The 24256-nt window shown below is 49.3% G+C and carries 17 protein-coding genes; 5 read left to right on the top strand and 12 right to left on the bottom strand.

Annotation, left to right across the window (positions count from 1 at the left end):
* Positions 1-494: 494 nt before the first annotated feature.
* Both H70357_RS09110 and H70357_RS09105 read right to left on the bottom strand, forming a co-directional pair.
* Positions 495-1772, bottom strand: a complete 1278-nt coding sequence (locus tag H70357_RS09110) for an IS110 family RNA-guided transposase (RefSeq protein WP_038585209.1) — start codon at positions 1770-1772, stop codon at positions 495-497.
* A 345-nt stretch (positions 1773-2117) separates the two neighbouring features.
* Complete coding sequence (locus tag H70357_RS09105) at positions 2118-2996, bottom strand: AraC family transcriptional regulator (RefSeq protein ID WP_156130840.1); 879 nt, start codon at positions 2994-2996, stop codon at positions 2118-2120.
* A gap of 255 nt (positions 2997-3251) precedes the next feature.
* On the opposite strand from H70357_RS09105, the gene H70357_RS09100 reads away from it, so the two are divergent.
* The gene (locus H70357_RS09100) at positions 3252-5708 is read left to right on the top strand and encodes a pectate lyase family protein (protein WP_052091930.1); all 2457 of its coding nucleotides are present in this window, start codon (positions 3252-3254) and stop codon (positions 5706-5708) included.
* 129 nt (positions 5709-5837) lie between these two features.
* On the opposite strand, the gene H70357_RS09095 is transcribed toward H70357_RS09100, so the two are convergent.
* Complete coding sequence (locus tag H70357_RS09095; protein ID WP_038588164.1) at positions 5838-6668, bottom strand: methyltransferase domain-containing protein; 831 nt, start codon at positions 6666-6668, stop codon at positions 5838-5840.
* A gap of 175 nt (positions 6669-6843) precedes the next feature.
* Complete coding sequence (locus H70357_RS09090) at positions 6844-8223, bottom strand: polysaccharide deacetylase family protein (RefSeq protein WP_038588161.1); 1380 nt, start codon at positions 8221-8223, stop codon at positions 6844-6846.
* Between the two features lie 256 nt (positions 8224-8479).
* Between H70357_RS09090 and H70357_RS09085 the strand changes: the two genes are divergently transcribed.
* Positions 8480-9673 (top strand): AI-2E family transporter, encoded by a 1194-nt coding sequence (locus H70357_RS09085; RefSeq protein WP_038588158.1) that lies wholly within the window; start codon positions 8480-8482, stop codon positions 9671-9673.
* Here H70357_RS09085 and H70357_RS09080 read toward each other — a convergent pair.
* From H70357_RS09080 to H70357_RS09045, 8 genes are all read right to left on the bottom strand, one after another.
* The gene (locus H70357_RS09080; RefSeq protein WP_156130839.1) at positions 9634-11439 is read right to left on the bottom strand and encodes a peptidoglycan D,D-transpeptidase FtsI family protein; all 1806 of its coding nucleotides are present in this window, start codon (positions 11437-11439) and stop codon (positions 9634-9636) included. The two genes, H70357_RS09085 and H70357_RS09080, sit on opposite strands and share 40 nt — an antisense overlap.
* 174 nt (positions 11440-11613) lie before the next feature.
* Positions 11614-13683, bottom strand: coding sequence for a methyl-accepting chemotaxis protein (locus tag H70357_RS09075; RefSeq protein WP_052091929.1), 2070 nt, complete (start codon positions 13681-13683; stop codon positions 11614-11616).
* A gap of 50 nt (positions 13684-13733) precedes the next feature.
* Complete coding sequence (locus H70357_RS09070) at positions 13734-14696, bottom strand: acetylxylan esterase (protein ID WP_038588152.1); 963 nt, start codon at positions 14694-14696, stop codon at positions 13734-13736.
* 123 nt (positions 14697-14819) lie between these two features.
* Positions 14820-15842: a glycoside hydrolase family 130 protein gene (locus H70357_RS09065; RefSeq protein WP_038588149.1), complete on the bottom strand. Its 1023-nt coding sequence runs from the start codon at positions 15840-15842 to the stop codon at positions 14820-14822.
* A gap of 73 nt (positions 15843-15915) precedes the next feature.
* Positions 15916-16749 carry a carbohydrate ABC transporter permease gene (locus tag H70357_RS09060; RefSeq protein ID WP_038588146.1) on the bottom strand — a complete coding sequence of 278 codons (834 nt, stop codon included), beginning with the start codon at positions 16747-16749 and terminating at the stop codon, positions 15916-15918.
* Positions 16750-16754: 5 nt separating this feature from the next.
* The gene (locus H70357_RS09055) at positions 16755-17636 is read right to left on the bottom strand and encodes a carbohydrate ABC transporter permease (RefSeq protein WP_038588143.1); all 882 of its coding nucleotides are present in this window, start codon (positions 17634-17636) and stop codon (positions 16755-16757) included.
* A 158-nt stretch (positions 17637-17794) separates the two neighbouring features.
* Positions 17795-19165 (bottom strand): extracellular solute-binding protein, encoded by a 1371-nt coding sequence (locus tag H70357_RS09050; protein WP_038588140.1) that lies wholly within the window; start codon positions 19163-19165, stop codon positions 17795-17797.
* Between the two features lie 332 nt (positions 19166-19497).
* Positions 19498-20271 carry a response regulator transcription factor gene (locus tag H70357_RS09045; protein ID WP_038588137.1) on the bottom strand — a complete coding sequence of 258 codons (774 nt, stop codon included), beginning with the start codon at positions 20269-20271 and terminating at the stop codon, positions 19498-19500.
* 278 nt (positions 20272-20549) lie between these two features.
* Here H70357_RS09045 and H70357_RS09040 point away from each other — a divergent pair, with 278 nt between their 5' ends.
* From H70357_RS09040 to H70357_RS09030, 3 genes are read left to right on the top strand one after another with little or no spacing between them, the layout of a single operon-like run.
* Positions 20550-21500 (top strand): glycoside hydrolase family 113, encoded by a 951-nt coding sequence (locus tag H70357_RS09040; RefSeq protein ID WP_038588134.1) that lies wholly within the window; start codon positions 20550-20552, stop codon positions 21498-21500.
* A 21-nt stretch (positions 21501-21521) separates the two neighbouring features.
* Entirely contained in the window at positions 21522-22736 is a 1215-nt protein-coding gene (locus H70357_RS09035; protein ID WP_038588131.1) for an AGE family epimerase/isomerase, read from the top strand.
* The gene (locus H70357_RS09030) at positions 22736-23908 is read left to right on the top strand and encodes a glycoside hydrolase family 130 protein (RefSeq protein WP_038588128.1); all 1173 of its coding nucleotides are present in this window, start codon (positions 22736-22738) and stop codon (positions 23906-23908) included. The genes H70357_RS09035 and H70357_RS09030 overlap by 1 nt, the downstream gene beginning before the upstream one ends.
* The last annotated feature ends 348 nt before the right edge of the window (positions 23909-24256 follow it).

The raw sequence follows: 24256 nt of genomic DNA, 5'->3' as shown, positions 1-24256 counted from the left end.
CAGCGCAGTTATTTCTCCCTGATAGCCGTTTTTAGATAGAATGCAGAGCTGATAAGGTCGCCTGGGTCCGCATAAGAGAATAAACAGGGGTTTTACTCTCCATAGCGTCTCCTGAGTCCTTCCCTCGTAATTAAGAGGGATTCTCACGAATGCTCACTCATTCGCAGGATTTCATCGCTACGAAGCGGTGGAGATGGTTGGCTTGCGATGGAAATTGAACCGTCGAGCGGCTAGCGGGCGGGCGGGAACAGAAGCAACGCATGACGTGCCTTTAGATCGTCGATATCCTGCACACTCCACTTGGCCCACGGAGGTTCACCCTCCCAGATCTCAACGGGTCTACGCCCTCACATTCCTTCGTTACACCTGTCCATGGCGTGGAGACCGATAGCGTTTACTTAACGGGTCAATGCCCTTACGGACTCAAGCACTCGGTTCTCTTATGCATATATGCTGTACAATCCTGCGAATAAGTCAATTCTCGTGGTTCGGGTTTACGCGGCAACCGGGGCTGCAAGTGCACTGCGGTATGTTTCCCCTCGCTGCACCATGCCGATCAGAATACGAGCCAGCTTGCCAATCAGTTTAAAAAGCGACGCCTGCTTCTTCATACCCTGCGCCTGGTTGTGCGCATGCCACCGCTTGAAATCGGGGTTTTGCCGCACGAGATTCAGCATCCCCCAGTATAAGTGTTTGCGGAGCGTACTGTCGCCGCGTTTGGAGAGCTTGATTTGTCCTTTGAATTTGCCGGAGGTGCACTCGGCCAGATTCAGGCCGGCTCGCCGCAACAATTGCCTGCCATGCGCATAGAGGCGCAAGTCGCCAGCTGAAGCCAGAATGGCTGCCAGCGTCATGTTTCCAAGCCCGCAGATGCTCCGCAACTGCTCGGCCAAGGGGATCTCCGCCAAGATAGATTGGATGGCCTCATCCATTTCGCCGAGCATAGCGACCACGTGCTCATAGGTTTGAAGCAGGCGGCGGATGTCTTGCCGCGCTTCTTCCGTTGCCCTCGTATCGCCAATACTGTGCGTTGCTGCTGCCAGCAAGGCCGCCGCCTTAGCTCTGCCGCTGACGCCAGAAGCACGTCTCATCCCTTGCTTACGCCAATGGTCAATGACTTCGTCGATGCTCAGTCTCTTTAGGTCACACGGCATAGGGCAAGCGTGGAGCGACGCCAGCGACCTTAGCACCGTCCAGTCCGGGAAGACTTGGCGAAATTCCGGGAAGTAAAGGTCTATCCAGCGAACGATCCGGTTGCCCAGGCTTGTCGATTGTTTGACCCAATACTCTCTATCGCTCATGAGCGTCTTTAACCGTTCGAATACGGCTGCCTGAGTAACGTAGTCTGTGTAATAGCCACGGCTTACGACGTCCGCAATGACAAGCGCATCCTTGGGGTCGTTCTTGGATGGACTATTGTCCCGGTTCTCTTTGTTGCGGTGAGTCGTCACTGGATTGACCAACACCACCTCGATCCCTTGCTGAAGCAGCCAATTGGCGAGGTTAAACCAGTAATGGCCGGTGGGCTCCAGACCGATTAGAAGGGATGTCAGCCGATGCTTCGACTGAGCTTCCTTTACCCAGCGCAAAAACTTCTCAAAGCCTTCCAGTGTGTTAGGGAAAGACAGGTGACGGGGAGTGAGCGAACGTCCGCGAAAATCGGTCATCTGTGCGGCGTGTGCATCCTTAGCGATGTCGATCCCGACCACTGCATGCTGCATGCTAATTCGTTCAATGCGTTGATTTGTCCTATCGTTTCGGTTAGACTTCATAGTAAGCGCCTCCTGATGGGTTTTTAGGGCTGTAGACCCCTTACACCCCCATCATACGAGGCGCTCTTGTTTTTGTCTAAGCTGAAAACTTAGCGTATACAGGAATGTTTACGAATAAACGGACCCGCTGCAGGCTTTAGGGACCCTACTTTCAATACTAAATTCCCTGCTTCCCCAGAACTCTTCCAGTTTGAAGTCACGCTCTAGGTATCGTGAATGTGGGTTAGTTCATCCTTCTCAAATGCCTGACCGATAAAGAACTCAACATCTTTAGGCCTAACAACTTTCATGTTTAAATGTTCTTCTTCAACACATATTCTATTCGCCTAGGCAACAATCTTATTTTCAATCCTCAAATACTTTTCGGCGGAATTCATTAGGGGTTATTCCATATTCCTTTTTAAAAACACGATAGAATGAGCGCAAACTGTTGAATCCGGAATCAAACGCGATATCGGTGACCGGATGGGTAGTTGATAACAGCAGCATGTGGGCAAAGGCTGCCCGCTGTCCATTAATATAATCCCGAAAAGAGATGTGGAACTGTTCAGAAAAGATGCGGGAAATAATAAATTTGCTGATGCCAAGCTCTTTTGAAAGCGTATCCAGATCTATATGATCTAAAAAGTGAATGTCGATATAAGCGAGAATTTTGGGAATGAGATCCACTTCTTTCTTGTAGTCTACTTTTTTCATTAACAATAATGGCAAAGCGTGCCCTAGTACTACAGAGGTGTAAGCCTTGAGCAAACGATTGTCACATTGTTCTTTATATAGTGTATACAAGGTTGTCAGCAGGCCCGGAAGCATCTGATGCTTGGGGATTACAGGGTTATCCGGGACATGATTAAACAATTCCCCCGGAAATGTAGCATCGAAAAAGATCAGCAGGATCTGGTTCTTCTCTATCGTTTTGTAGCTATGAGGTTGATTGGAAAAAATGATCGCCATGTCCCCCTCTGACAAAACATAATCTTGTCCATTGATGCTGATATTGATTTTGCCGGACAAAACCATCGTGATCTCTACATTCTTATGCAGATGAAGAGGATAGGTGTTATTGGTTGAAATAAAGGAATGAAACGCCTGGTCACGATGCTGATATTTAATATTCATGTCTTCCTCCCTATCGTCACGGAATACCAAGCAGTGAAATTTCTGCAATACTAAGAACATAATATGGATTTGCTCATCTGCGCAAGAATCAAGAGCAATAGTTGGCACAAAATAATATCTTTTTGGCAGGTAAATGCAGCCTAAAAGTTTTAAAGTATTAGCAGTAGTCTGCTTGTTGCAGTAAAAAGAAACAAAAAATCACGTACGTACCCACAACATTTGACTGAAAGGAGGAAGTATAACAGGAGCACTGCCTCAAGATAAGGCTGCATCCATGTTATACGTCAAAAGATGAACAGAAAGAGTAAAAGATTCAACAAGGTTTTAGCCGTTTTCACGAGTATTTCGGTAGCGTTTTCATTTTTGGGAATCCAGCCTCTTGATGCCTCAGGACAGGCAGATGGAGACAAGATTTTTACAGGTGCCTCAATTATAGCCTTTCCGGGCGCGGAAGGTGGAGGCGCCTATACCAGCGGTGGCCGGGGAGGCGATGTATATATCGTAACCACCCTCAAAGATTACGCTGTCAATGACAAACCGATTGAAGGGTCTCTTCGGTATGGGATTGTATCTACACCTAAAGAGGGGCGTACGATTGTTTTTCATGTTTCCGGAACGGTTGAACTGAAAAGTACCCTGCGGCTCAACAATATCAAAAACCTGTCCATCGCCGGGCAAACCGCCCCAGGCAACGGAATCACGATTGCAGGTTGGGATACCGATATCAGCAATTCGGAAAACATCATTCTTCGCTATATCTCTTTCCGTCCGGGTGCCACCAATGTATTTAGCGGCAGCGATTCAATGGATGCGCTTTGGGGCAGGGACAACAACTACTTCCTTATTGACCATTGTTCCTTCAGCTGGAACACGGATGAAACCTTATCGTTATACAGAGGCGAAAACGGTACAATCCAGTGGTCCATGATTTCGGAAAGTCTGACTCTGTCCGGGCATACCAAAGGAAGACATGGCTATGGCGGTATTTCAGGCGGAGATAAAACAACGTTCCATCACAATCTGTACGCGAACCACACCTCGCGCAACCCAAGGCTGGGCGGCGGTTATGCAGGTGCTGCGGATGCAGAGCATGTCGCAGTTGTTCAGTTCTCCAACAACGTAATTTATAATTGGGGCTTTAATGGAACTTATGGCGGGGGTTTTACCTTCACTAATTTTATGAACAATATCGAAATTGCCGGTCCAGGTACAAGAGATAACGTGACTCAAAGGGTTATTGATGCCGGGGAATCCAAGAAGCTTGGCGGCTTCTACATCGCGGGGAACCGAATCAGCGGGGAGCTTACTGGTTTGCTGAATGAATCCTCTGATACTGTGAAATTTTCCGGTGACAACAGCGGTGATCAAATGACGAACTTAGTAAGCAAGCCGTATCTTTCGGCGGACAGTACGGGGGTAAATCACGGTACTACCAATAAAGCATTTGATGATTACGTTAATTCCGGTGTAAAACCTGCTAACCAACCGTTACTAAGAAGCATTCTGCAACAAGCGGGAGCTACCTACCCGCGTCGCGGCGCTATCGACGCAAGAATTGTTGCGGAAGTAGAGCAAGGCTCGGGAAGATATATCAACACGGAACATGAGGTTGGGGGATACCTCTCGGCCTTTGGTGTCGTAGAAGAACAGAGAGAGGATCAATTTGACACCAATCAAAACGGCATAGACGACAAGTGGGAAAAGAAGAATAATATCTGGGGCATCAAGGATGCCTATAAAACAATTACAGAAAGCGGTTATACATGGCTTGAACTTTATACTAACGGTCTTGCCGATATGGACCATGTTGCCGAAAATCCCGAAGCCAGCCTCATGGCACCAGGGAACAATACCCAATTTGCTTTAGGGAAAGAGATCGAAGTTAAAATCAAAGCCTCTTCCAAATTCGGACATAAAATAAAGAAAGTTGCTGTATACAATGGATCTAAATATCTTGGAGATGCAGTGAAGAAAGGCAACACTTACACCTATTCGATCAAGGGACTAGAGGATGCTTCCCACTATATCTCTGCAAGAGTCACGGATACCAAAGGAAATGAGACACAAACCACTGCCGTCAACATCTATGTCAATACCTCCTCCTCTGCTTTGGCTGGCAAGGGCTGGACCTCCAAAGATATCGGCAAGCCGGACATTAAAGGTTCCGGAAGCATGACCGGCGATGTGATTACTGTTAAAGGAAACGGAAAGCTTGGAAGTAGCGAAGGCAGCCTTGAACGATCAGATGCGAACAATGCGGCCAAAGACGACTTTCATTTTGTGTATAAAGAAATGAACGGAGATATGGCGGTTACCGCGAAGCTGGAGAAGATTGGAGACGTTGACAACCATGCCTTCACAGGACTGATGATCCGCGATGACTTGAAAGAAGACAGTGCTGCTACGGCCCTAGGCCTCTCCTGGGTGAAGTTATTTAAAGCTACCGCCTGGTCAGCTTATCTGACGGGAAGAAACCTTAAGGGCGGAGAATTTGATGTATTGACCGAAACTTTAGACAGCCCTTCTGCTGCCGAAAAAGCCGGGATTCAACTACTTCCGGATATTCCGTTCAAGATTAATGGTGTGGAGCAAGGCTATTGGCTTAAACTTGGCCGTCAGGGAGATACTTTCTATGCTTATGGATCTATAGACGGAAATAAATGGACGCCGATCGGCAAGCGGACAATCGTTATGCAAGGTTCGGTATATGTCGGATTTGCTGTTGACAGCAATGATGTTGCAAATGTGATTGAGCAACTAAACTATGCAAAGTTCTCCAATATTACTGTAGAGAATAAATTTGCCCCTATTGGCGACTAGATTGTACCCGGGGATGCTATGAATAAACGCTAAATAGTGTGATCTTCTGCACAGATGTTACACCAACACGGCAGCCGGTACAACGGCTGCCGTGTTGGTGTGTTTGTTAGAATAAGGTTACCCGTTCGTTCAGCGGTCCTCTGGTTTTTTACCACATGCCATCACAAAGGTCATCATCGCATAGGCTTCAGGGGAATTATTAAAATTCTCAGAGGCTTGTTGTAATTGTTCATATTCTTCTTCATTGATAATTCCCTTATTGTAAAAAACCCTAAACCGGTTAATATCAAACTGCCGTTTAAAACCTTCCATTCCATGAAGATCACTATGCTGGATAACAGTATCCATATCTAAATCGCTATAACCTGCCTGTGCTAAGAGTCGTGGCAGCCCCCTGCCGATATACCGATTGCCCCCTTTTGCAGCTTGATGATCCGCTAGCTTCTTTATCACAGAAGGCAGTAAATCCACATCCGGGCTAACCGCTCCAAAAATCCCGTCATCAATATCGATAATGACAAGCTTCCCCCCAGGCTTTAGTACACGATAAATTTCTCTTGCAGCCTCCACCGGATTATGCAAATGAAGAAACAGTAACCTTGCAATAGCAAAATCATAGGAATGATCAGGGAGCCCGGTGTCATAAACAGAAGAATGTACAAACCGCAGTTTGGACGAAGGGATATGATGTAACCGGTTTTTAGCTTCAGCCAGTAGCTTTTGATCAATTTCCAAAGCTGTAATCTCACTTTCCGGCAAACTATGAACCAATTGTTCGGTAACGAAACTGGGACCACTTCCAAGTTCTAACACGCTCATTCCATCCTGCAATCCATACCATTGTAAGTTACGAAACTCTTTATCCCACCCCATCATTGTTTGTACTTTCAGCCGCTCAACCTCTTCTTCAAAACCTAGAGCAACATTGCCAATATTGTAAGTAGAATTACGCTCTTTCATATGTCACCTCCGTGATAAAACAAAATATTCGACAGTCCTTAAAGTGATTCCTTTCTTTATCACATTGCATATTTCCTTATACAAAAACAAAAAAATGCCCCGTCAGCCAATTACGGCTGCCGGAGCATTTTAAGCCAGCTATATCGAATTATATAAAAGTTCGGGAATCCTCAAATCAATGCATAACCGTCGCTCCCGGCAGTTCAGCTTCCAGGGTCAACTCTTCTTCGCGAATACACTCACGCGGGTTCGCTTGTTTCTGCGGGCGCTGCTGATTCATCTGATCCAAGAGCTGTGAAATGGGCATCAGAATCATCTTGGGGATCAGAGCCTCGCTGCGGACTTTCAGCCTCTCACCGCCTGAGGGATGAATAACACTAAGCAGAAGACTTAAATAAAACTTGGAGGAACGGGCAAACCAGCCGTTCGGCAGATCCAGGACCATGAAGCCGAATTTTTCCGGCCCGCGGTTGAGCATGCTGACACCGTACAGCGCCTTGGCCTCGGCCAAATCCACATCGCCGGCAATTTGCTCCGCAAGCACCGGCAGATCCTTTTCCATCCTGCGGATCATGCGGATTGCAAGCTGTGCCGAAGAGCGGGAATTCAGGCCAATCTCGAACAGCTGCCGGTTGTCGATATGCAGCTCAATGACCTTATCGCCTTTGTTCAAGACCTCGCCGCCTTCCATCTGCACGGGGCCGCCTTGATATTTGCGCAGCCGGTAATGGAGGAACGGGTCAGCCGGTGAGATCGTCTTTAAGCGGAAAAGGAACTGGAAGACTTGCTCCCAGGCCAGCCACAGGCCGACAATCAGCCGTTTGCCGTAGGAGATCCGCTGAATCGGCGAGTTCTGCACAGTCTTGATCATCTGGTCGATCCGGATGCTGCGCAAGCCCCGAAGCCGCGCTTCCTCGAGCATCCGTTCCAGGGCAACCAGCATATGCTCCGGCGCTTTCGGATCTGCACCGAGTGTTGTCCCGCAATCATGGAGCAGCATCACTTCGCCCGGGTTCAGCTTGTCGATCAGCTTCTCGGTCAGCCGGTCTGCGCCAAGCTTCTCTTTCCAGTCGCCGAACATAGCCGACCAGAGCACAATTTGAACCTGGCGGCGTTTGGAGAAGTCGAACAGATTGACTATCCCCCACGGCGGACGGTAATAGGTGCTCCGCTCCCCGGTAATACTGAAAATAATATCATCCGTGCGTTGAATCTGCCGCCTGACAGTAGCGGGACGCATCACCCAGTTGCTCTTGTGCACATAATTATGAATGCCGATAAGATGTCCCTCATCATGCATACGCTTAATAAGTTCCGGATTCTCTTCGGCATGCGCCCCGACTACAAAGAAAGTCGCCTTGGCATCATAACGTTTAAGCAGATCCAGTAAAAGTGGTGTATAGTGCGGATCGGGACCATCATCAAAGGTCAGTGCAAATTCGGAGCGCCCAATCCCTTTACGGAATACGCGGTAACCGAAGATCCGGCTGATCATTCCAGGAATGAACGCATAAAAGGTCGAGATGTAAAATAACCAGAGCAGCAAAGTCTGCATGTATATTCACCGCTTTTCCAGAGTTGACTTTGGCTCGTCTTACGTCTGCAAGCAGATATTCGGGTACGGCCAAGTAGAGTATAATATGCCTCGCGGTTTTTAGGTGAGCAGAATCCCACGAAAAAACGTTACCCCCTATTTTAACACAGGTACCAAAGAAAAAGACGCTTTTTTATTAAAATCGTGTACAATGAATTGGAGTCTAAATTGTCAAATTTTCTAAAAAAGTAATCTGAAAAAGGAGTCGTTTATACTTATGCTGCCGCTGTACAAAAAATATTGGCGCACCTTCTTTGATATTGGTTTGGTGGTGCTGACGGTGTATCTCGTAATGCTAGGTTTCAGCAAGCTGTATCAACTGGCCGCACCGGTATTCCTGTCTTTTTTTGTATTCCTGCTGATCGAGCCGCTGGCCCGCTTCCTGAACCGCAAGGGAATGGGCAAACCGTTCGCCTCCGCAATTTCCGTACTGCTGTTTCTGATTATTCTGCTGGGCGTCTTGTTCGGTGCAGGACTGCTCATTGCGACAAAAGCCATTCAATTCTCGGATAGCTTACCTGAATACACAAAGATGCTTCAAATGCATTTTAAAGAAACCACCACTTATCTGCAGCATAAGATTGATGCGCTGCCGCCTGATCTTACAACGAAATTAAATGGCTATTTCACCGATGCCACCAACATTCTTTCCAAGTGGATGGTCAGCTTCTTTAAGTATATGGTCGGTGTGCTTGGCTCTTTCTCCTCCTTTATGGGTAATTTCGGCGTTGCCATTATTCTCGCTTTTTTCCTCAGCATGGAGATCAAGGACTGGCGCAAGATCGCTCATGATAAAATGCCCAAGACCTTTAAGACGGCTTTCGCTTTCGTCCAAGGGAACGTTTTTAAAGCCATCGGTTCCTATCTCAAAGCCCAGCTGATCTTGATCAGCATCACTTTCGTTATTGTGCTGGCCGGTCTGTTCATACTGAGAACGGGAAATGAGATCACCATGGCGCTGGTATGCGCTGTATTTGATGTGCTGCCGCTGCTTGGGGTATCGACGATTCTGATTCCCTGGATCATTTATTTGTTTATCGTGGGCAACACTTCGCTTGCGATCGGACTGCTCGTCCTGCTGGCGGTTGTGCTGATTGTGCGCCAGCTGCTGGAGCCGAAGATTACCGGCAATTCGATCGGCGTATCCTCAGCGTTTCTGATGTTGTCCTTTGTACTCTTCTCCATGTCCGCCTTTGGCGTAGCCGGACTGATCCTGTCTCCGATCCTGCTTATTCTGATCAAAGAGCTGATTCAGCAGGGTTATCTCCAGCGCTGGATCTACCTGCCACAGGAGGAATTTATCGTTTCACCGTTCGCAGCAGCCGAACCTTCGACTGCCGGAGGATCCGTCACCGGTGAAACAGAACCCTTTCAAGCTCCCGAAGACGCGGCCAACAAGTCGAATACCTGACCAAACAGCTTAGTTGCCGTATGGGCACTGCCGGGGGCCACATTCTCCACAGCGATGGATACGGCATACCGTGGATGGTCAACCGGACCGTAGCCGATAAACCACTGATTGTTGCGCGGTGCTCCCTTCACTAGGGTCTGGGCCGTACCCGATTTGCCGGCCAGCGGCCAATGTGCTTCTTGCAGGCGTCTGCCGGTTCCCTCTGTGACGACCAGCCGCATCCAGGACAACAGCAGCCTGGCCGTCGACTCCGAGATTTCTCCGGCGGAAGCCGGAGCCAGGTGTCCCGGCAGCTCCTTAAGCGTCTGGCCGTTTCTGAACGCGACCCGCTGCAGAATGCGCGGTGCTCTGACCTTGCCGCCATGCAGCAGCGTGACGACAAGATTGGCCGCCTGCAGCGGCGTCACTCTTACATCCCGCTGGCCAATGGCTGTCTGCACCCTTGCTCCGCCGTCATCCGGCAGCAGGGTCGTAAAGATCGTTCCTTGCTGCTCCCCGGCGAGCGGCCGGAGCAGTGGCAGGCCAAGCGTGTCCTTCGCTTGCCAGCCTACATCTCTTCCTAGGCCAAGCGCCAGTGCGGTGGCCTGAAGCTGCGCGCCGCTCAGCCGCTCGGCGAGGGAAGCAAATACTGTATTGCAGGACACGGCGAACCCTTGCGCCAGCGTGAGGGAACCGTGTCCTTTGCCGTTCTGGCAGGACAGACCGTATTTGTCATAATGCCCCGAGCAATAGAACTTCTCGTCCGGCGAGGTGATCCCGGCCTCCAGCGCGGCTGCGGCCGTTACAATCTTAAAGATGGAGCCGGGTGCGGCTGCCTGCAGTGCCCGGTTATTCCACTCCCCGCCTTCAGGCGAAATATGCCCTGGATTATAAAAGGGCAGAGACACCATCGCCTGTATATCACCATTTTTGGTATCCAGCACTACCACAGCTCCCTCTTTCAATCCCGCCTCCGTAACCAGCTGCTCAATTCCTGCTTGAAGCTGCTTATCAATCGTCGTATAGATCGACAAGGGGTAATAGGGATTCCCTGGCGCCTTCACTTTTATAGGGCTGCCCGGAAGCCGGTTGCCATGCGCATCCACCTGGGCATATGCCTCTGTGTGACCAACACCTTGAAGCAGCGGTTCCAGGGTTTTCTCCAGCCCATCCGTTCCGGTCAGTGGAGTTCTTAGTCCTGTGGGAGAGTCCTTCGCCTTCGTCTTGGAAGCCTCCGACATATACCCCAGCCATTGCCGTCCTGACGCTTCATTCTCATATCTGCGGGAGAACGGCAGGACTCTGACCCCGCCAAGACCCAAATGCTCCACTTCTTGTGCCTGCTGCGGTGTCAGTGCCTGGGGGGTCTTGGTTGTGGCAGAGGGCCATAGAAACGGCTCCTTCACTCCGGAGATTCTGCTCTGCAGCTGCTCATACGGGACTCCGAGGATCGCGGCAAGACGACGTTGAGGTTCCATTCCCGCTTCCGCTCCCGGGCTAATGGCAGCAGCAGGTTGTTCTTCCTGCGGAAAAAAGGCTGCCGCCCAAACGGTTTCACCGGCAAGCGGATTTCCTCTCCGGTCATAGAGCCGGCCACGCCCGCTGTCCAGCACGGTCTCCCGCTCACTCTGAATCTCGGCCATCCGGGCAAGAGAATATTCCGCACCGGGGACCGGCTGATTCTTAAGCAGCAGTTGAACCCATGCCAGCCTTAGAATGAGGACTGCAAGCAGTGCCGACAAAATAAGCAGGCCCCAGAATATACGTTTATGGATTACCTTATGCAATGCCATTCCTCCTGAATGTATGTGCGAATCAGCCAACTGCGTTGTTCCTGGGATCTATTATGCCCACCTTGCTGATTTATTACATTGGACGGTTCAAGGTATGGAAAAAAACCGCTCTACCCGTAAATGGGTGGAGCGGTGTAATGGATGCATTGCTTTTTTGCATGCAGACGGTTAGACACTGAATTTGGACAGTCTTTCCTTAAGCATGCTTGAAGCATGTTCCAGCTTGCCGGAAAGTTCAACCAGATAATCGCTCACATTCTGCTGCTCACCGCTTAAGGAAGCAACCTCCTCGGAGGCAGCTGATGATTCCTCCGCGAAGGAGCTTACATTGCCAATCGTCTCTGACAGCACTCGTTGTGACTGGTTAAGTCCGTCGACCGATGAAGAGACAGATTCCAGCCGGTCGATGAAATGATTCATCTGTTCCTGTACGGATACGAAGATGTCGCTGGTATTGCGGACAGAAGTCACCTGTTCATTGAACAGCGGAGCTACATCCGATAACGCAGCCACAGTCTCATTCATATCGTTCATGATCTTGTCGGTAATCTCAGCTACAACCGTAATGGAACGTTTGGATTGGTCAGCCAATTGGCGGATTTCATCGGCCACGACCATAAAGCCCTGGCCGGCTTCCCCCGCTCTTGCCGCTTCAATCGTAGCATTTAGTGACAGGATATTAGTCTGCTGCGTAATATTCTGCATAACCTCAAGCACTTTAATCACCGAAGAAGCAGTTTCCTTCAATTCATTGACTTTCACCACAAGATGATGGGTCATTTCGCCTGTCGTTTGTGTTCTGCCCAGCAATTCCTTTAACTTCACAACGCCTTCTTCACTAGCTTGTCCTACACTATGCGCCGTGCTTTCCATCTCATGGGCGGCAGCAAAAACCATATCCATCTGCCCGGAGATTGCCGCCGTCATTTCATTTCCGCGGTCCGCTTCCAGAGCCAGATTGCCAGCACCGCCGGCAATCTCTTCGGTCGCCGCAGCAATATCCATTGCCGCAGCAGCCGTCTTGCGTGATGCACTGCCTAGTGCATCGGCGGTCTCCAGCACTTCGCGGGCGGTCTCGTTGGTATGGATAACCAGCTCTGTAATCCGCTCCATCATTGCATTAAAGGAGCTCGACAACTGGCCGATCTCGTCGCGGGAAGTGATCTTGGTCCGCACACGCAGATCGCCTTCGGCTCCCTGAAACATCAAGTGCCTCAGCTTTGATAGCGGCCTCGATACCATCCTTACCATCCACAAGCCGATCATAATGGCAATTACTGCGGCTGCGCCAACCGCTATGTACGTAGTGTTAAGAATACGCGCGGCATCCTTGATCAGATTCTCAGCAGGCACCACCCCGAGTACTTTCCAGCCGGAGCTCTCCAGTGTGCCGTATACCGCAAGAATGGATTCGCCTTCCTCATCCTTGGTCGGCAGCGAGCCTGAGGTTTGATTAACGCCTTTCAGCAGCGTTCCGCCCAGCCGCAAATACGTATCTGCCTCCTGGTGCTGTGAAGAGGCAATCAGCTCGTCTTTGTCCGTTAGCAATTGAATGTAGGAGTCCATTCCCAGATTGACTTTGCTGAGATGGTTCTCCAGTTCTGTAGTCTTGATATCGCAGACAGCGATGTAGCCGGTGCCGCCGGCATCCCCCGCGATGGATTTGGCGAAATGCAGCACTCCCGACTGGTCCCCTTGCTTCAATGCCTGCGTAATCCATAAGCTCTGCGGTTTCTCCTGCAGCTGCTTGAACCAGGAGGATGCGCGGATCTCCTCCACAAAGGCGCTGTCAGTCGTTCCCGTTGCAGAGATAGGGAGACTGGCATTTAACGGTACAAGGTACACGGCTTGAATCCCGCTTACTGCAGAGAGCCAATGTTCCAGCTCCCCGGTGATCACTTTAGACTGCTCCTGAGGTTGCCCGAAGTTTGCAGGAGACTGATTACCTTGCGTTACTGCATTCTGAATATCCTTGTTGTAAAAAAGCTGTCCCAGGCTGTCTTCAAACCGCAGCAATATTACGTCCAGCTTCTCTGCCGTTTGTAGGACCGTCTGCTCATTGGAGGACAGCGCGTTGTTCTCGATCGTTTGTCTGGCTACGGAATACGAGGTATATCCGAGGGACAGGACAATTCCCATCGTGGCGATGAAGAACACGAGAAATAGCCGCATCCCCAGCGACTTGGAGGGATGCAGCCGGGTTAGGAACCCTTTACTGCCTTTTGCTTGCTTGCTCAAAAAAATTCACCGCCAAATCTACTGTTTTCTTGCAGGGAGGATTACACCCGTTACAAGGTCATGAACGTCTGAAGCGTCCGATCAGCAAGATATGGAAGATACTCATGACCGTATTCATAATAAACCATGAGGTCTTTTGATGCTGTGATTTTATTGTATGCAGCAAATTGTGTTGAAGGAGGACAGATTGTATCCGCCAAACCGGTCACCCACAGCACTTTAGCCTGGATCCGGTCCGCCAAATTCTGAATATCAATATAACCCAGCCGGTTGAAAATCTCGTCCTCGCGCAAATGATGCGGATCAAAAAAGCGGAAATAGTAGTTGATCTCCTCATACGCCGAGGTTGTGATATTCGTTTCCCAGGCCCGTTTGTAATCGGACAGGAACGGATAGACCGGCACAGCTATAGCAATGCGCGGTTCAAGCGATGCGCAGGCTACAGTAAGTCCGCCGCCTTGCGACAGGCCGAAGGCGCCAACCCGCGCCGGGTCAACTTCAGGCATCGCCATCAGAATACGCGCCGTCTGGGCGGTATCCAGAAATACGTTGCGGTAATAAAGGTTGTCGGGATTGGGATCATCAATACCGCGGATAATATGGCCGCGGATCGTGGTGCCCTGCACCGTAAGATTGTCTTCGGACGGCCCGCCCTGTCCCCGGCAGTCCATCGCCAGCACGCTGATTCCGTGAGCGGCATAAGTGACCTTCTCCATCCAGTCCCCGCTGTCGCAGGAGTAGCCGTGGAACATGACAACGCCCGGCCCCTTTCCTTGCGCCGCCTTCTTCGGTCTTACATATTTGCAGTGCACTCTTGCTCCGCCTACGCCGGTAAAATAGAGATGGAAACATTCCGCCAGCTCGCTGGTAAATTCCGCAGGCACAAGTTCATAATCAAGCGGCTGGGCGTTAAGGTCGTTTAGCGCCCGTTCCCAGAATAGGTCGAAATCCTCCGGCTTCGGGCTGCTGCCCCCGTAGGCTTTTAATTGGGACAGGGATCGTTCATTGGTCACTTATCATCTTCTCCTTAAGGTGGTGTGAAATCTTGGTAAATGGGGCGGCGATTGCCTTCACCCCGTTAATTAACAATCAAGCAGAAGCCTCAGAGGCTCCTGCTTATCTTTTTGCCGCCTGTATTAGATCTTGCCCAAGCCCGCGTCATCGCCGACTTCCTCATGGGTATCAATCACATAATTAACGATTTCCTGAACAGTCGTGTAAGCAACGCCTACATAAGTATCTGCAGCGCCGTAATAGATCGCGATGCGGCCGGTTTCGGCATCATTCAGCGTAGCGCAAGGGAAGAGCACGTTGTTCACGAAACCTCTTTCTTCGTACCATTCTTCCGGTGTCAGGACGAAGTTCTTGGAGCGGTATTTCACTCTCGACGGCTCATCTTTATCCAGAATAACTGCGCCCATGCTGTATACCAGACCGTTGCAGGTTCCGGTTACGCCATGGTAGAACATCAGCCAGCCTTCGGAAGTTTCAATCGGAGCAGGGCCGCCGCCAATTTTGGTGCTCTGCCACCAGCCTTGACCGCCTTTGGTCATCACATGGCGGTGTTTGCCCCAGTAGACGAAGTCAGGGCTTTCGCTCAGGAACACATCCCCGAACGGGGTATGTCCGCTGTCGCTCGGACGGGAGAGCATCACGAAATTGCCGTTGATTTTTTTAGGGAACAGCACGCCGTTACGGTTGAACGGCAGGAACGGATTTTCCAGGCTGATGAAGGTTTTGAAGTCCTGGGTTTTCGCTACACCGATAGCCGCGCCGTAGAAATCCGTACACCAGATGATGTAATAGGTATCTTCGACTTTCACCAGACGAGGATCGTAGGCATAACGCGGCATGTACGGATTGCCTTCTTCATCAATGAATTGAATCGGCTGATCGTCGATTTTCCAGTCCAGACCGTCAACACTGTAGCCCATCCGCAGATGTGGACGGGTCGTGTTGTCCTCTACGCGGAATACACCGAGAAAGCTGCCATCATAAGCAACAACCGCACTGTTAAAAATCCGTGCAACCCCTTTAGCCGGATTGCGCTTAATTACCGGGTTGTCATTATGTCTCCAGACCGGGTTTTCGTTTCCTGCAGGTCTGTCCTGCCATGGGATATTCGGCAAACCATTTCCAATCAACTTTACTTCTTTCATAGTTAAGTCTCCCTCCAAAGGTACTGCAGCCCTGCTGCAGTTCTTAAATGTAATGTGTTGAATCTACCTGTAACTATTTTACAGAACCTTGAGCAAACCCGTTATAAATATATTTTTGCAAAGAGACGAAAGCGACCAGTGTCGGGATAATCGCAATCATGATCGCGGCGCAGATAACCTCCCACTGCGAACCGTACGGGCCTTTAAATTTAAACAGCGCAGTCGAGACGACCTGCAGGTCACTTTTTGGCATGTACAGGAATGGGGTGTAAAAGTCATTGTAGATATTTACGCCCTTTACGATAATGACCGTTACGATGGCAGGACTCAGCAGCGGCAATATAATCCGCCAGTAAATTGTCCAATACGAAGCCCCATCCAGCATCGCAGACTCATCAAGCGACTCCGAAATCGAATCCAGAAACTGCATGAAGATGTAAACGGCGATAATATCTGTACCCAGGTACATCAAAATCGGCGCCCAGCGGGTATTGAACAGCTCCAGGGAGTTGATGATCTGGAATGTAGCCACCTGAGTCGTCACACCCGGAATCAGCGTAGCCAGCAGGAAGGCGCCCATCATCAGCTTGCTGCCTCTGAATTTGAAGCGGGACAGGATATAAGCCATCATCGAACCAGTCAGTGTTGCACCGGCGATTGAAATCACCACGATAATGATCGTGTTCTTGAAGCCAAGCAGCATTTTGCCGTCGACAAAGGCCTTGGTGTAGTTCGAGAAATTCAGCCAATTTTCCGGCAGTGTTAGCGGTCCGGTCGAAGCATATTCGGCGTTTGTTTTTAGTGAAGCGAAAAGGACGACAACGATTGGAATAAGTGCCACCAGCGCTCCTAACAGTAAGGTGAGGTATTTGAAGAAAGAAGCAGCGGTATATTTAAAAGTATGCATAGCTCTTACTTCTCCTCCTTGATCAGAACACGCTGTAAAATGGTAACAAGTATAACTATGCCCAGAAGCAATACGGCCATTGCGGAAGCAAGGCCAAGCTTGCTGTATTTGAAGGCCACATCGACGGTCTGGATGACAAACGTGCTGCTGCCATTGGACCCGCCGGTCATGACATACGGAATTTCGAAGACACCGATCGCTCCGCTTACCGCGAGAATCAGATTGAGCTGCAATATACGTTTGATGCTCGGAATAATAATATGTCTGAACTGGTGCCAGCGGTTGGCGCCGTCAATTTCCGAAGCTTCATAAATATCACTTCCGATCGAGGAAATCGCTCCAAGGAAGATGATAAAGTTCATTCCCATGTATCTCCAGACGGAGGCAAAAGCAAGGGAAATATTGATCAGATGAGGATTTAGCAGCCATTTCTGCTGCCAGGCTCCAAGTCCCAACAAATCAAGCAGTGTATTGAGAGTCCCTTCCGGCTTGAAGAAGAACAGGAAGATAAAACCGATAGCCACACCGTTAAGCAGTGTCGGGAAGAACAGAATTCCCTTGAACCAATTTTTCATCCGGACATTAAAGCTTAGAATGGTGGCAAAATACAGCGCCAGTCCCATTTGGACAAAGGTAGCAAAGAAGTAATACAAACTGACTTTAAATACGGAAAAATACTCCGGTTTGGTGAAGATGGTCTTATAGTTTTCGAGCCCTACATATTCCATCTTCTTGCTGAGTCCATCCCAGCTCGTGAAGCTGTACTGGAACATCTTGAACACCGGTAAATACGAGAAGGTTAACAGTAAAAGAAGCGGAACCAACGAAAATAGAAAAATAATCAAAATCCGCTGATTTTTATAACTCAAGTTAGACAATTTGGGCACTCTCCACACCTCCTAAGAACAAATGCTTTTTACTCCAAATCCAGCTCCAGGCCGCAAAAGTGAAGGGGAAAATGCCTCTTTGAGCATCTTCCCGTTCTCTTGAATCTTTCTTCACCCTGCGTTTTATCAAGTTAAAATGTTATAGCAGTCACCGGCACTTACTTTGCAGCGGTAACTTTTGCTCTTGCTTCTTTCCATTTATCGTTCAGATCTTTCATGATATCGTCATAGGAATCTTTGCGGTTACCGATAGCCGCTTCAATGATCACTTTCTTGAAGTCAGGCTGCCAGAGGCCAATTTGAGCTTCCTTGTCGATGGCATCAACCCAGCCTTCTTCTCCAGCTTTAGCAGGAGCCAGTGTATCAAAGGTTACTTCCGTGCCTTCAAATTGTTTGAGGATTTCAGGAAGCTCAGCACCCTTAACCGGGCTCATGCCGCCGCCTTCAGTAGTCGGATAGCCGGATTCATTAATGAACCAGTCCAACCAGGCTCTTGCTGCTTCTTTATTTTTACTGTGAACGCTGACACCCAGGTTGTAGTCATCAGACAGCGGAACCAGAACCTTCTCGGCATTGGTAGGGAATGGCATGAAGCCTACATCGTCAGGATTTGTAGCCACTCCTTTAATTTGGCCGATCGCCCAGGATCCGAGCATCATGGTACCGATTTTTCCGTTAGCCAGGTCAGCCTTGGAAGATTCCCAGTCTGTTGTTGTAGGATCTTCTTCAATCAAGCCGTTCTTAGCTGCATCGTACAGTACTTTGTACAGGTCATAGTGAGGTTGTCCCTTAACGAAGTTGTCATCGGAAGCTACTTGAGCGATATTCACATAATCGCGGTTGCCGGCAACGGTAGCCAAATCCGCTTCCCATTGAGTCAATGTCCAACCGGCTGCATAGTTCGTGTACAGCGGAACAGCCTCGGTTTTATCTTTGATGCTCTGCAGAGCCGTCATGAACTGGTCCATCGTTCTCGGTGTTTCCGTAATGCCCGCATCTTTAAATACTTGTTTGTTGTAAATTACGCCGGAGAAGTTAACAGTGATTGGAACACCGTAGGAAACTCCGTCTACCGAACGTTCTTCAAGCCCTGTATATTTCTGTTCAAGGTCGGACATTTGGCCCAGCGGCTCGAAAAAGTCCGGCAGATCCTTGATCGCTACGCTTGTAGGCAGCAGCAGCACGTCACCGTAATCGTCGGTGCTCATACGGATTTTGATTTGATCCTCATAGCTGGAAAGTGCTTCAAAGTTCACTTTTACGTCCGGATATTTCTCATTGAATTTTGCTGCGTAATCTTTGAATACGGTATCAACAATATCCGTTCTTTGTGTAATCACAGTGATTTCGCCTTTGATGTCCTTGGCGGCATCACCTTCAGGAGCAGCAGTAGCCTCCGTGTTGGTTCCGGCGTTTCCTTTATTGTTCGCTGTTTCATTCTCCGCGTTGTTGTTCGATGAACAGCCTGTGAACAAGCCAGCCATTAGCGTAAGTCCCATTAAACCAGCCATTACTTTGCTTTTCTTCATTGCTTTTGACCCCTCTCTTTTATTCACGATTCTAGATAACAAAATACTAACACTCTATATCACTCATGATTGAGATAAATCACCGTTAATTCGTGTTTTGTCTGCAATCGTTATGAAAAGAATGATGGTATCGCTTACAAATATATTATAAATCGTTTCCAGAACCAAAACGATGGTTTCAATTGTTTTTTCTGGTCTTCAATTTGTTATTTTTGTTTTTCTAAATTTAAATTTGTTATCTACCTTATATTAAACAACCTGAAAAGGAGGGCTTTCGCCCCCCTTTTCACGAATCATTTCCTATTAAAGAGCAGATTACTTGGTGCCGGATGCTAGCTTTTCGGAGTCCTGCATCCGCTTTTGTAATCCTTTGGTGTCATTCCGCACATTTTCTTGAACAGCTTGTTAAAATATACAGGATCGCTGTAACCGACCCTTTCGGCAATTTCATAGTTTTTGAGATCAGGCTGTCCAATCAGCAGCTCCTTGGCTTTCGCGATACGAATACCGATAAGATAATCCGTTATCGTCTGGCCGGTCTTGAACTTAAACAGGCGGCTGATATAACTTGCGTTCATGCCAACGGTCTCTGCCAGACGCTCCAGCTCAAAATTTTGGCCGTATTCCTTCTCCAGAATGCTTTTGGTCTGTTCAACCACATAATGCTCTCCGCCCTCGGGAGCCTGAGCTGGAGGATTCTCCTGTTCAGGTACGGCAATCTTCAGTTCCTTGTTCTCCTCCACCCGCTTCAGCAGCTCGTACAATTGTGCCTTCTCTATCGGCTTAAGCAGGTAATCCAGTACGCCGTGACGCATGGCCCTCCGGGCATAGTCAAACTCGCTAAATCCGCTCAGCACAGCGATGGATAAATTTTTCATATGGCCCCTGGCCTCTTCTATCAGCTTGAAGCCGTCCATCCTCGGCATCTTGATGTCCGTAATCAGGAGATCAATATCCTCAGGGGCCAGCTTGGAAAGATGCCCCCAAGCCTCCTGTCCATTGCCGTATGAGCCAATGACCTCCACTTCCAAGTCCATGCGGGAAGTAATCTTCTCCAGCCCGCGTCGTATTACTTCCTCATCGTCCGCAATCATGACCTTAATCAATTCGAAACCGCCTCCAATTGTAAATCCGTTACGAATGATTGCGCTACCATTTCAATTATATGCCTCATTAGCCGGTTAGAAAATGTGTTGTGTTGCTCTTTTATAGTCTTCAGTTTACTTTAATTAATTCCCCCTTGAAATCAAACACAAAAAGGTATATAACTAAATTGTATTGTTGTTATTAATAAATAACAATATTATAATAACAACACAACAAAAAAAATTATTATTTGTTAGCATTATTTTATCTATTCTTCCAAGTAAAGCGAGGTTTCCAAATGTCACTGCTTAATGAATATGTCGGAGGTGTCACCTGGGGCTTTATGGGCAGACGCGGAACCTGGACTACTGAAGCAGCCGAAGCTTCGATGGGGCTTATGAAATCGGTTACGGGTGCGAACTGGACCGCAATTGCCTTCAGCGCCATTCAGGCCACTCCGCAATCTACGGAAATTCCGTACTGGGAGAAGCCGACAGTCACCGACGAAGAAGTAGTCCGGGCGATCCGCAAGGCCAAAGAGCTCACTTTAAAGGTCTGCCTGAAGCCGATTGTCAATTGTGCAGACGGCACTTGGCGCGCTCATATTAACTTTTTCGACAAGGATGTTCCCTGCGAGCCCAAATGGTCGGAGTGGTTCCGCTCTTATACTGACTTTATCCTGCATTATGCTGCGATCGCTGAAGAAAGCGGTTGCGAAATGTTCTGCATCGGCTGTGAGCTGGTTCAGACCGACCGGCGCGAAGCCGAATGGCGGGCCCTGATCGCTGAGGTACGCAAGGTCTACCACGGGATCATTACCTACAATTGCGACAAATACCAGGAGGATAACGTGACCTGGTGGGATGACCTCGATGTGATCTCCTCCAGCGGATATTATCCGGAACAGGACTGGGAGGCCCAGCTTGAGCGGATTGAAGCGGTGGTGAAGTCACACAACAAACCGTTCTTCTTTATGGAAGCCGGTTGTCCCAGCCGTACCGGGAGCGCCGCTATCCCCAATGACTGGACGTTACAAGGTGAACCCAGCGAAGAAGAGCAACGCCGGTTCTACCAGGCGATGTTCGGCAGCTGCGAAAGCCGTGAATGGGTACGGGGCTTTATGTTATGGGATTGGCCTGCACACCTCTACCCGCTTGAAGAGGCGGCAGACAATGATGATTACTGCATGTACGGGAAGTCGGCAGCAGGTGTCATCAAAGCGTATTATGGCTCCAAAATCAATAACTAACGATGGGAGTGGACCAGAAAAATGAAGAACTCACCCGAAGATTGGCTAAAGAAGCTGGAAGCGGAGTTGCAGGACAATATTCTCGGCTTCTGGATGGAACACACGCTGGATGAACAACACGGCGGCTTTGTTGGCGAAATTGATAACCAGTTGAATGTTGTCGAAGGCGCAGAGAAAAGCCTTGTGCTTAATGCACGGATTCTCTGGACGTTTGCGAGTGCTTACCGCATGTACCGCAAAGCTGAATACCTGTCCATGGCTGAACGTGCCTACAGCTACCTGCTGGAGCATTTCACAGATAAGGAATACGGTGGATTTTACTGGATGGTAGATGCTTTAGGTGCACCTTCCCAGCCGAAAAAGCAAGTATACGGCCAGGCTTTTGCCATCTACGCGCTAGCCGAGTTCCATCATGCTACGGGAAATTCGCAAGCCTTGGAACAAGCGGTTGAGCTGTTCCGTCTCTTGGAAAAGCACGGTTATGATCCGCTTTATAAAGGATATATCGAAGCACTGTCGCGTGAATGGCATGTAACGGATGATCTGTCGCTAAGCGCCAAGGATATGAATGAGAAGAAGTCGATGAATACGCATCTGCATGTGCTGGAGGGTTATACCGGCCTGTACCGTGTATGGAAATCCGAGGAGCTGAAGGTTAAGCTGGCCGGGCTGATCGAAATGATGCTTGATCATATCATTGACGCGGAAGGCAAGCATTTCCACCTGTTCCTGGATGAGGAGTGGCATGTGAAATCTGAGCTCGTCTCCTACGGCCATGATATCGAAGGCAGCTGGCTGCTGGTGGAAGCCGCAGAGGTGCTTGGCGATGAGAAGCTGCTCCAGCGCGTGCGCACAGTTGCCCTGACCATGGCGGAAGCTGCGCTTGAAGAAGGCATCGCCAGCGACGGAGGCATCTGGAATGAGGCCGAAGGCAGCGGGCTGCTGAGCAAGGATAAGGACTGGTGGCCGCAGGCTGAAGCTGTTGTCGGCTTCTACAATGCCTATCAGCTGACAGGGAATCAGCGGTTCCTGAATGCTGCCGAAGGTGCCTGGAACTTTATTGACAGCTATTTAGTGGACCGCAAGTATGGCGAATGGTACTGGGGTGTTGACGAGAAGCTGCAGCCGCTCGCGCATGAGCCGAAAGTCAGTGCCTGGAAATGTCCTTATCATAACAGCAGAGCCTGCTTCGAGATGATCGAACGTCTTAAATCAACTATAAAGGAGAATATCTAATGACAACTTTATTCGAAGAACGCAAAGAGCAATTAACGGCACGTTATGAAGCCCTGATCGGACGCAAAAATGAGAAGGTGCCTTACGGCAACGGGACTTATGACCGTTATCAATATCCGCTGCTCACCGCGGAGCATGCCCCGCTGATCTGGCGTTATGATTATAATCCGGCAACCAATCCTTATTTTGCTGAAAGAATCGGCGTTAACGGCATCTTCAACCCGGGCGCCATTGAATTGGATGGCAAGTTCTATATCGTAGCCCGCGTTGAGGGCAATGACCGCAAATCCTTCTTCGCCGTAGCCGAAAGCGACAGCGGTGTAGACGGCTTCCGCTTCTGGGACCATCCGGTAGTGTTGCCTGAAACAGAAGACCCGGATATCAATGTCTACGACATGCGTCTGGTTAAACATGCAGATGGCTGGATCTATGGCTTGTTCTGCACCGAGCGTAAAGATCCGGATGCACCGCACGGCGACCTCTCCAGTGCTGTAGCCCAGTGCGGAATCACCCGTACCAAGGATCTGAAGACCTGGGAACGTCTGGCTGACCTGAAGACCGGTTCCGCCCAGCAGCGCAATGTCGTGCTGCATCCTGAATTTGTGGATGGCAAATATGCCTTCTACACCCGTCCGCAGGATGGCTTCATCGACGCCGGTTCCGGCGGCGGCATCGGCTGGGGATTGTCCGATACAATCGAAAACGCCGTAATTACCAGCGAGTCCATTATGGACCAGCGCTATTATCACACCATCAAGGAAGTGAAAAACGGCCAAGGCCCGGCTCCAATCAAAACTCCGCGCGGCTGGCTGCACATCGCCCATGGCGTGCGCAATACAGCAGCAGGACTGCGGTACGTGCTTTATGCTTTCCTGTCGGACCTGAATGAGCCGAACAAAGTTACCCATGCTCCAGGCGGCCATTTCATCGCTCCAGACGGTGAAGAACGTGTCGGCGACGTATCCAACGTAGTGTTTTGCAATGGTGTTATTGCCCGCGATAACGGAGAAATCTATATTTACTACGCATCCTCCGACACCCGCATTCATGTAGCTACCACTACAGTTGACCAAATGCTCGACTATGTGCTGAATACACCGGAAGATCCGCTCCGTTCCTATGCCTGCGTACAACAGCGCATCGCATTGATCGACCGTAACTTGCAGCTATAATTGCCTACACTTCATACGTAAAAAGGGTCCGCCGGGTTGATCTCCTGGCTGACTCTTTTTTTATATTTATATGGGCTGAGGTAAGAACCGGCAAGCGTAATGACCGTATGGCTTTTTGGCCGAATTCACCACTCTCAATGCGACTTAATTGTACTTCGTACACTTAAAAACGTAAATTCCACTGCCACCGCGAGTATAGTTGCATTCTGTACATTTATGTTGGGATATTTCGGCTTGAATGGGTGAATTCATTATTTTTAACTGCATGAAATGCAATTATTTCTAGAAATAATCTGCTTATGCCTTGAATAGTTGCAGGGAATGCAATTAAAGCTACAGGTGCTGATG

The sequence above is a fragment of the Paenibacillus sp. FSL H7-0357 genome (assembly GCF_000758525.1).
Classification (GTDB): domain Bacteria; phylum Bacillota; class Bacilli; order Paenibacillales; family Paenibacillaceae; genus Paenibacillus_AQ.
This window is presented reverse-complemented; position numbering and strand designations above follow the sequence as displayed.

Bases quoted from the DNA above. Each gene is read 5' to 3' on its own strand.
- H70357_RS09040 (WP_038588134.1), top strand. From the start codon at position 20,550: ATGTCACTGCTTAATGAATATGTCGGAGGTGTCACCTGGGGCTTTATG.
- H70357_RS09050 (WP_038588140.1), bottom strand. From the start codon at position 19,165: ATGAAGAAAAGCAAAGTAATGGCTGGTTTAATGGGACTTACGCTAATG.
- H70357_RS09110 (WP_038585209.1), bottom strand. From the start codon at position 1,772: ATGAAGTCTAACCGAAACGATAGGACAAATCAACGCATTGAACGAATT.
- H70357_RS09090 (WP_038588161.1), bottom strand. From the start codon at position 8,223: ATGCAGACTTTGCTGCTCTGGTTATTTTACATCTCGACCTTTTATGCG.
- H70357_RS09030 (WP_038588128.1), top strand. From the start codon at position 22,736: ATGACAACTTTATTCGAAGAACGCAAAGAGCAATTAACGGCACGTTAT.
- H70357_RS09060 (WP_038588146.1), bottom strand. From the start codon at position 16,749: ATGCATACTTTTAAATATACCGCTGCTTCTTTCTTCAAATACCTCACC.
- H70357_RS09085 (WP_038588158.1), top strand. From the start codon at position 8,480: ATGCTGCCGCTGTACAAAAAATATTGGCGCACCTTCTTTGATATTGGT.
- H70357_RS09035 (WP_038588131.1), top strand. From the start codon at position 21,522: ATGAAGAACTCACCCGAAGATTGGCTAAAGAAGCTGGAAGCGGAGTTG.
- H70357_RS09095 (WP_038588164.1), bottom strand. From the start codon at position 6,668: ATGAAAGAGCGTAATTCTACTTACAATATTGGCAATGTTGCTCTAGGT.
- H70357_RS09065 (WP_038588149.1), bottom strand. From the start codon at position 15,842: ATGAAAGAAGTAAAGTTGATTGGAAATGGTTTGCCGAATATCCCATGG.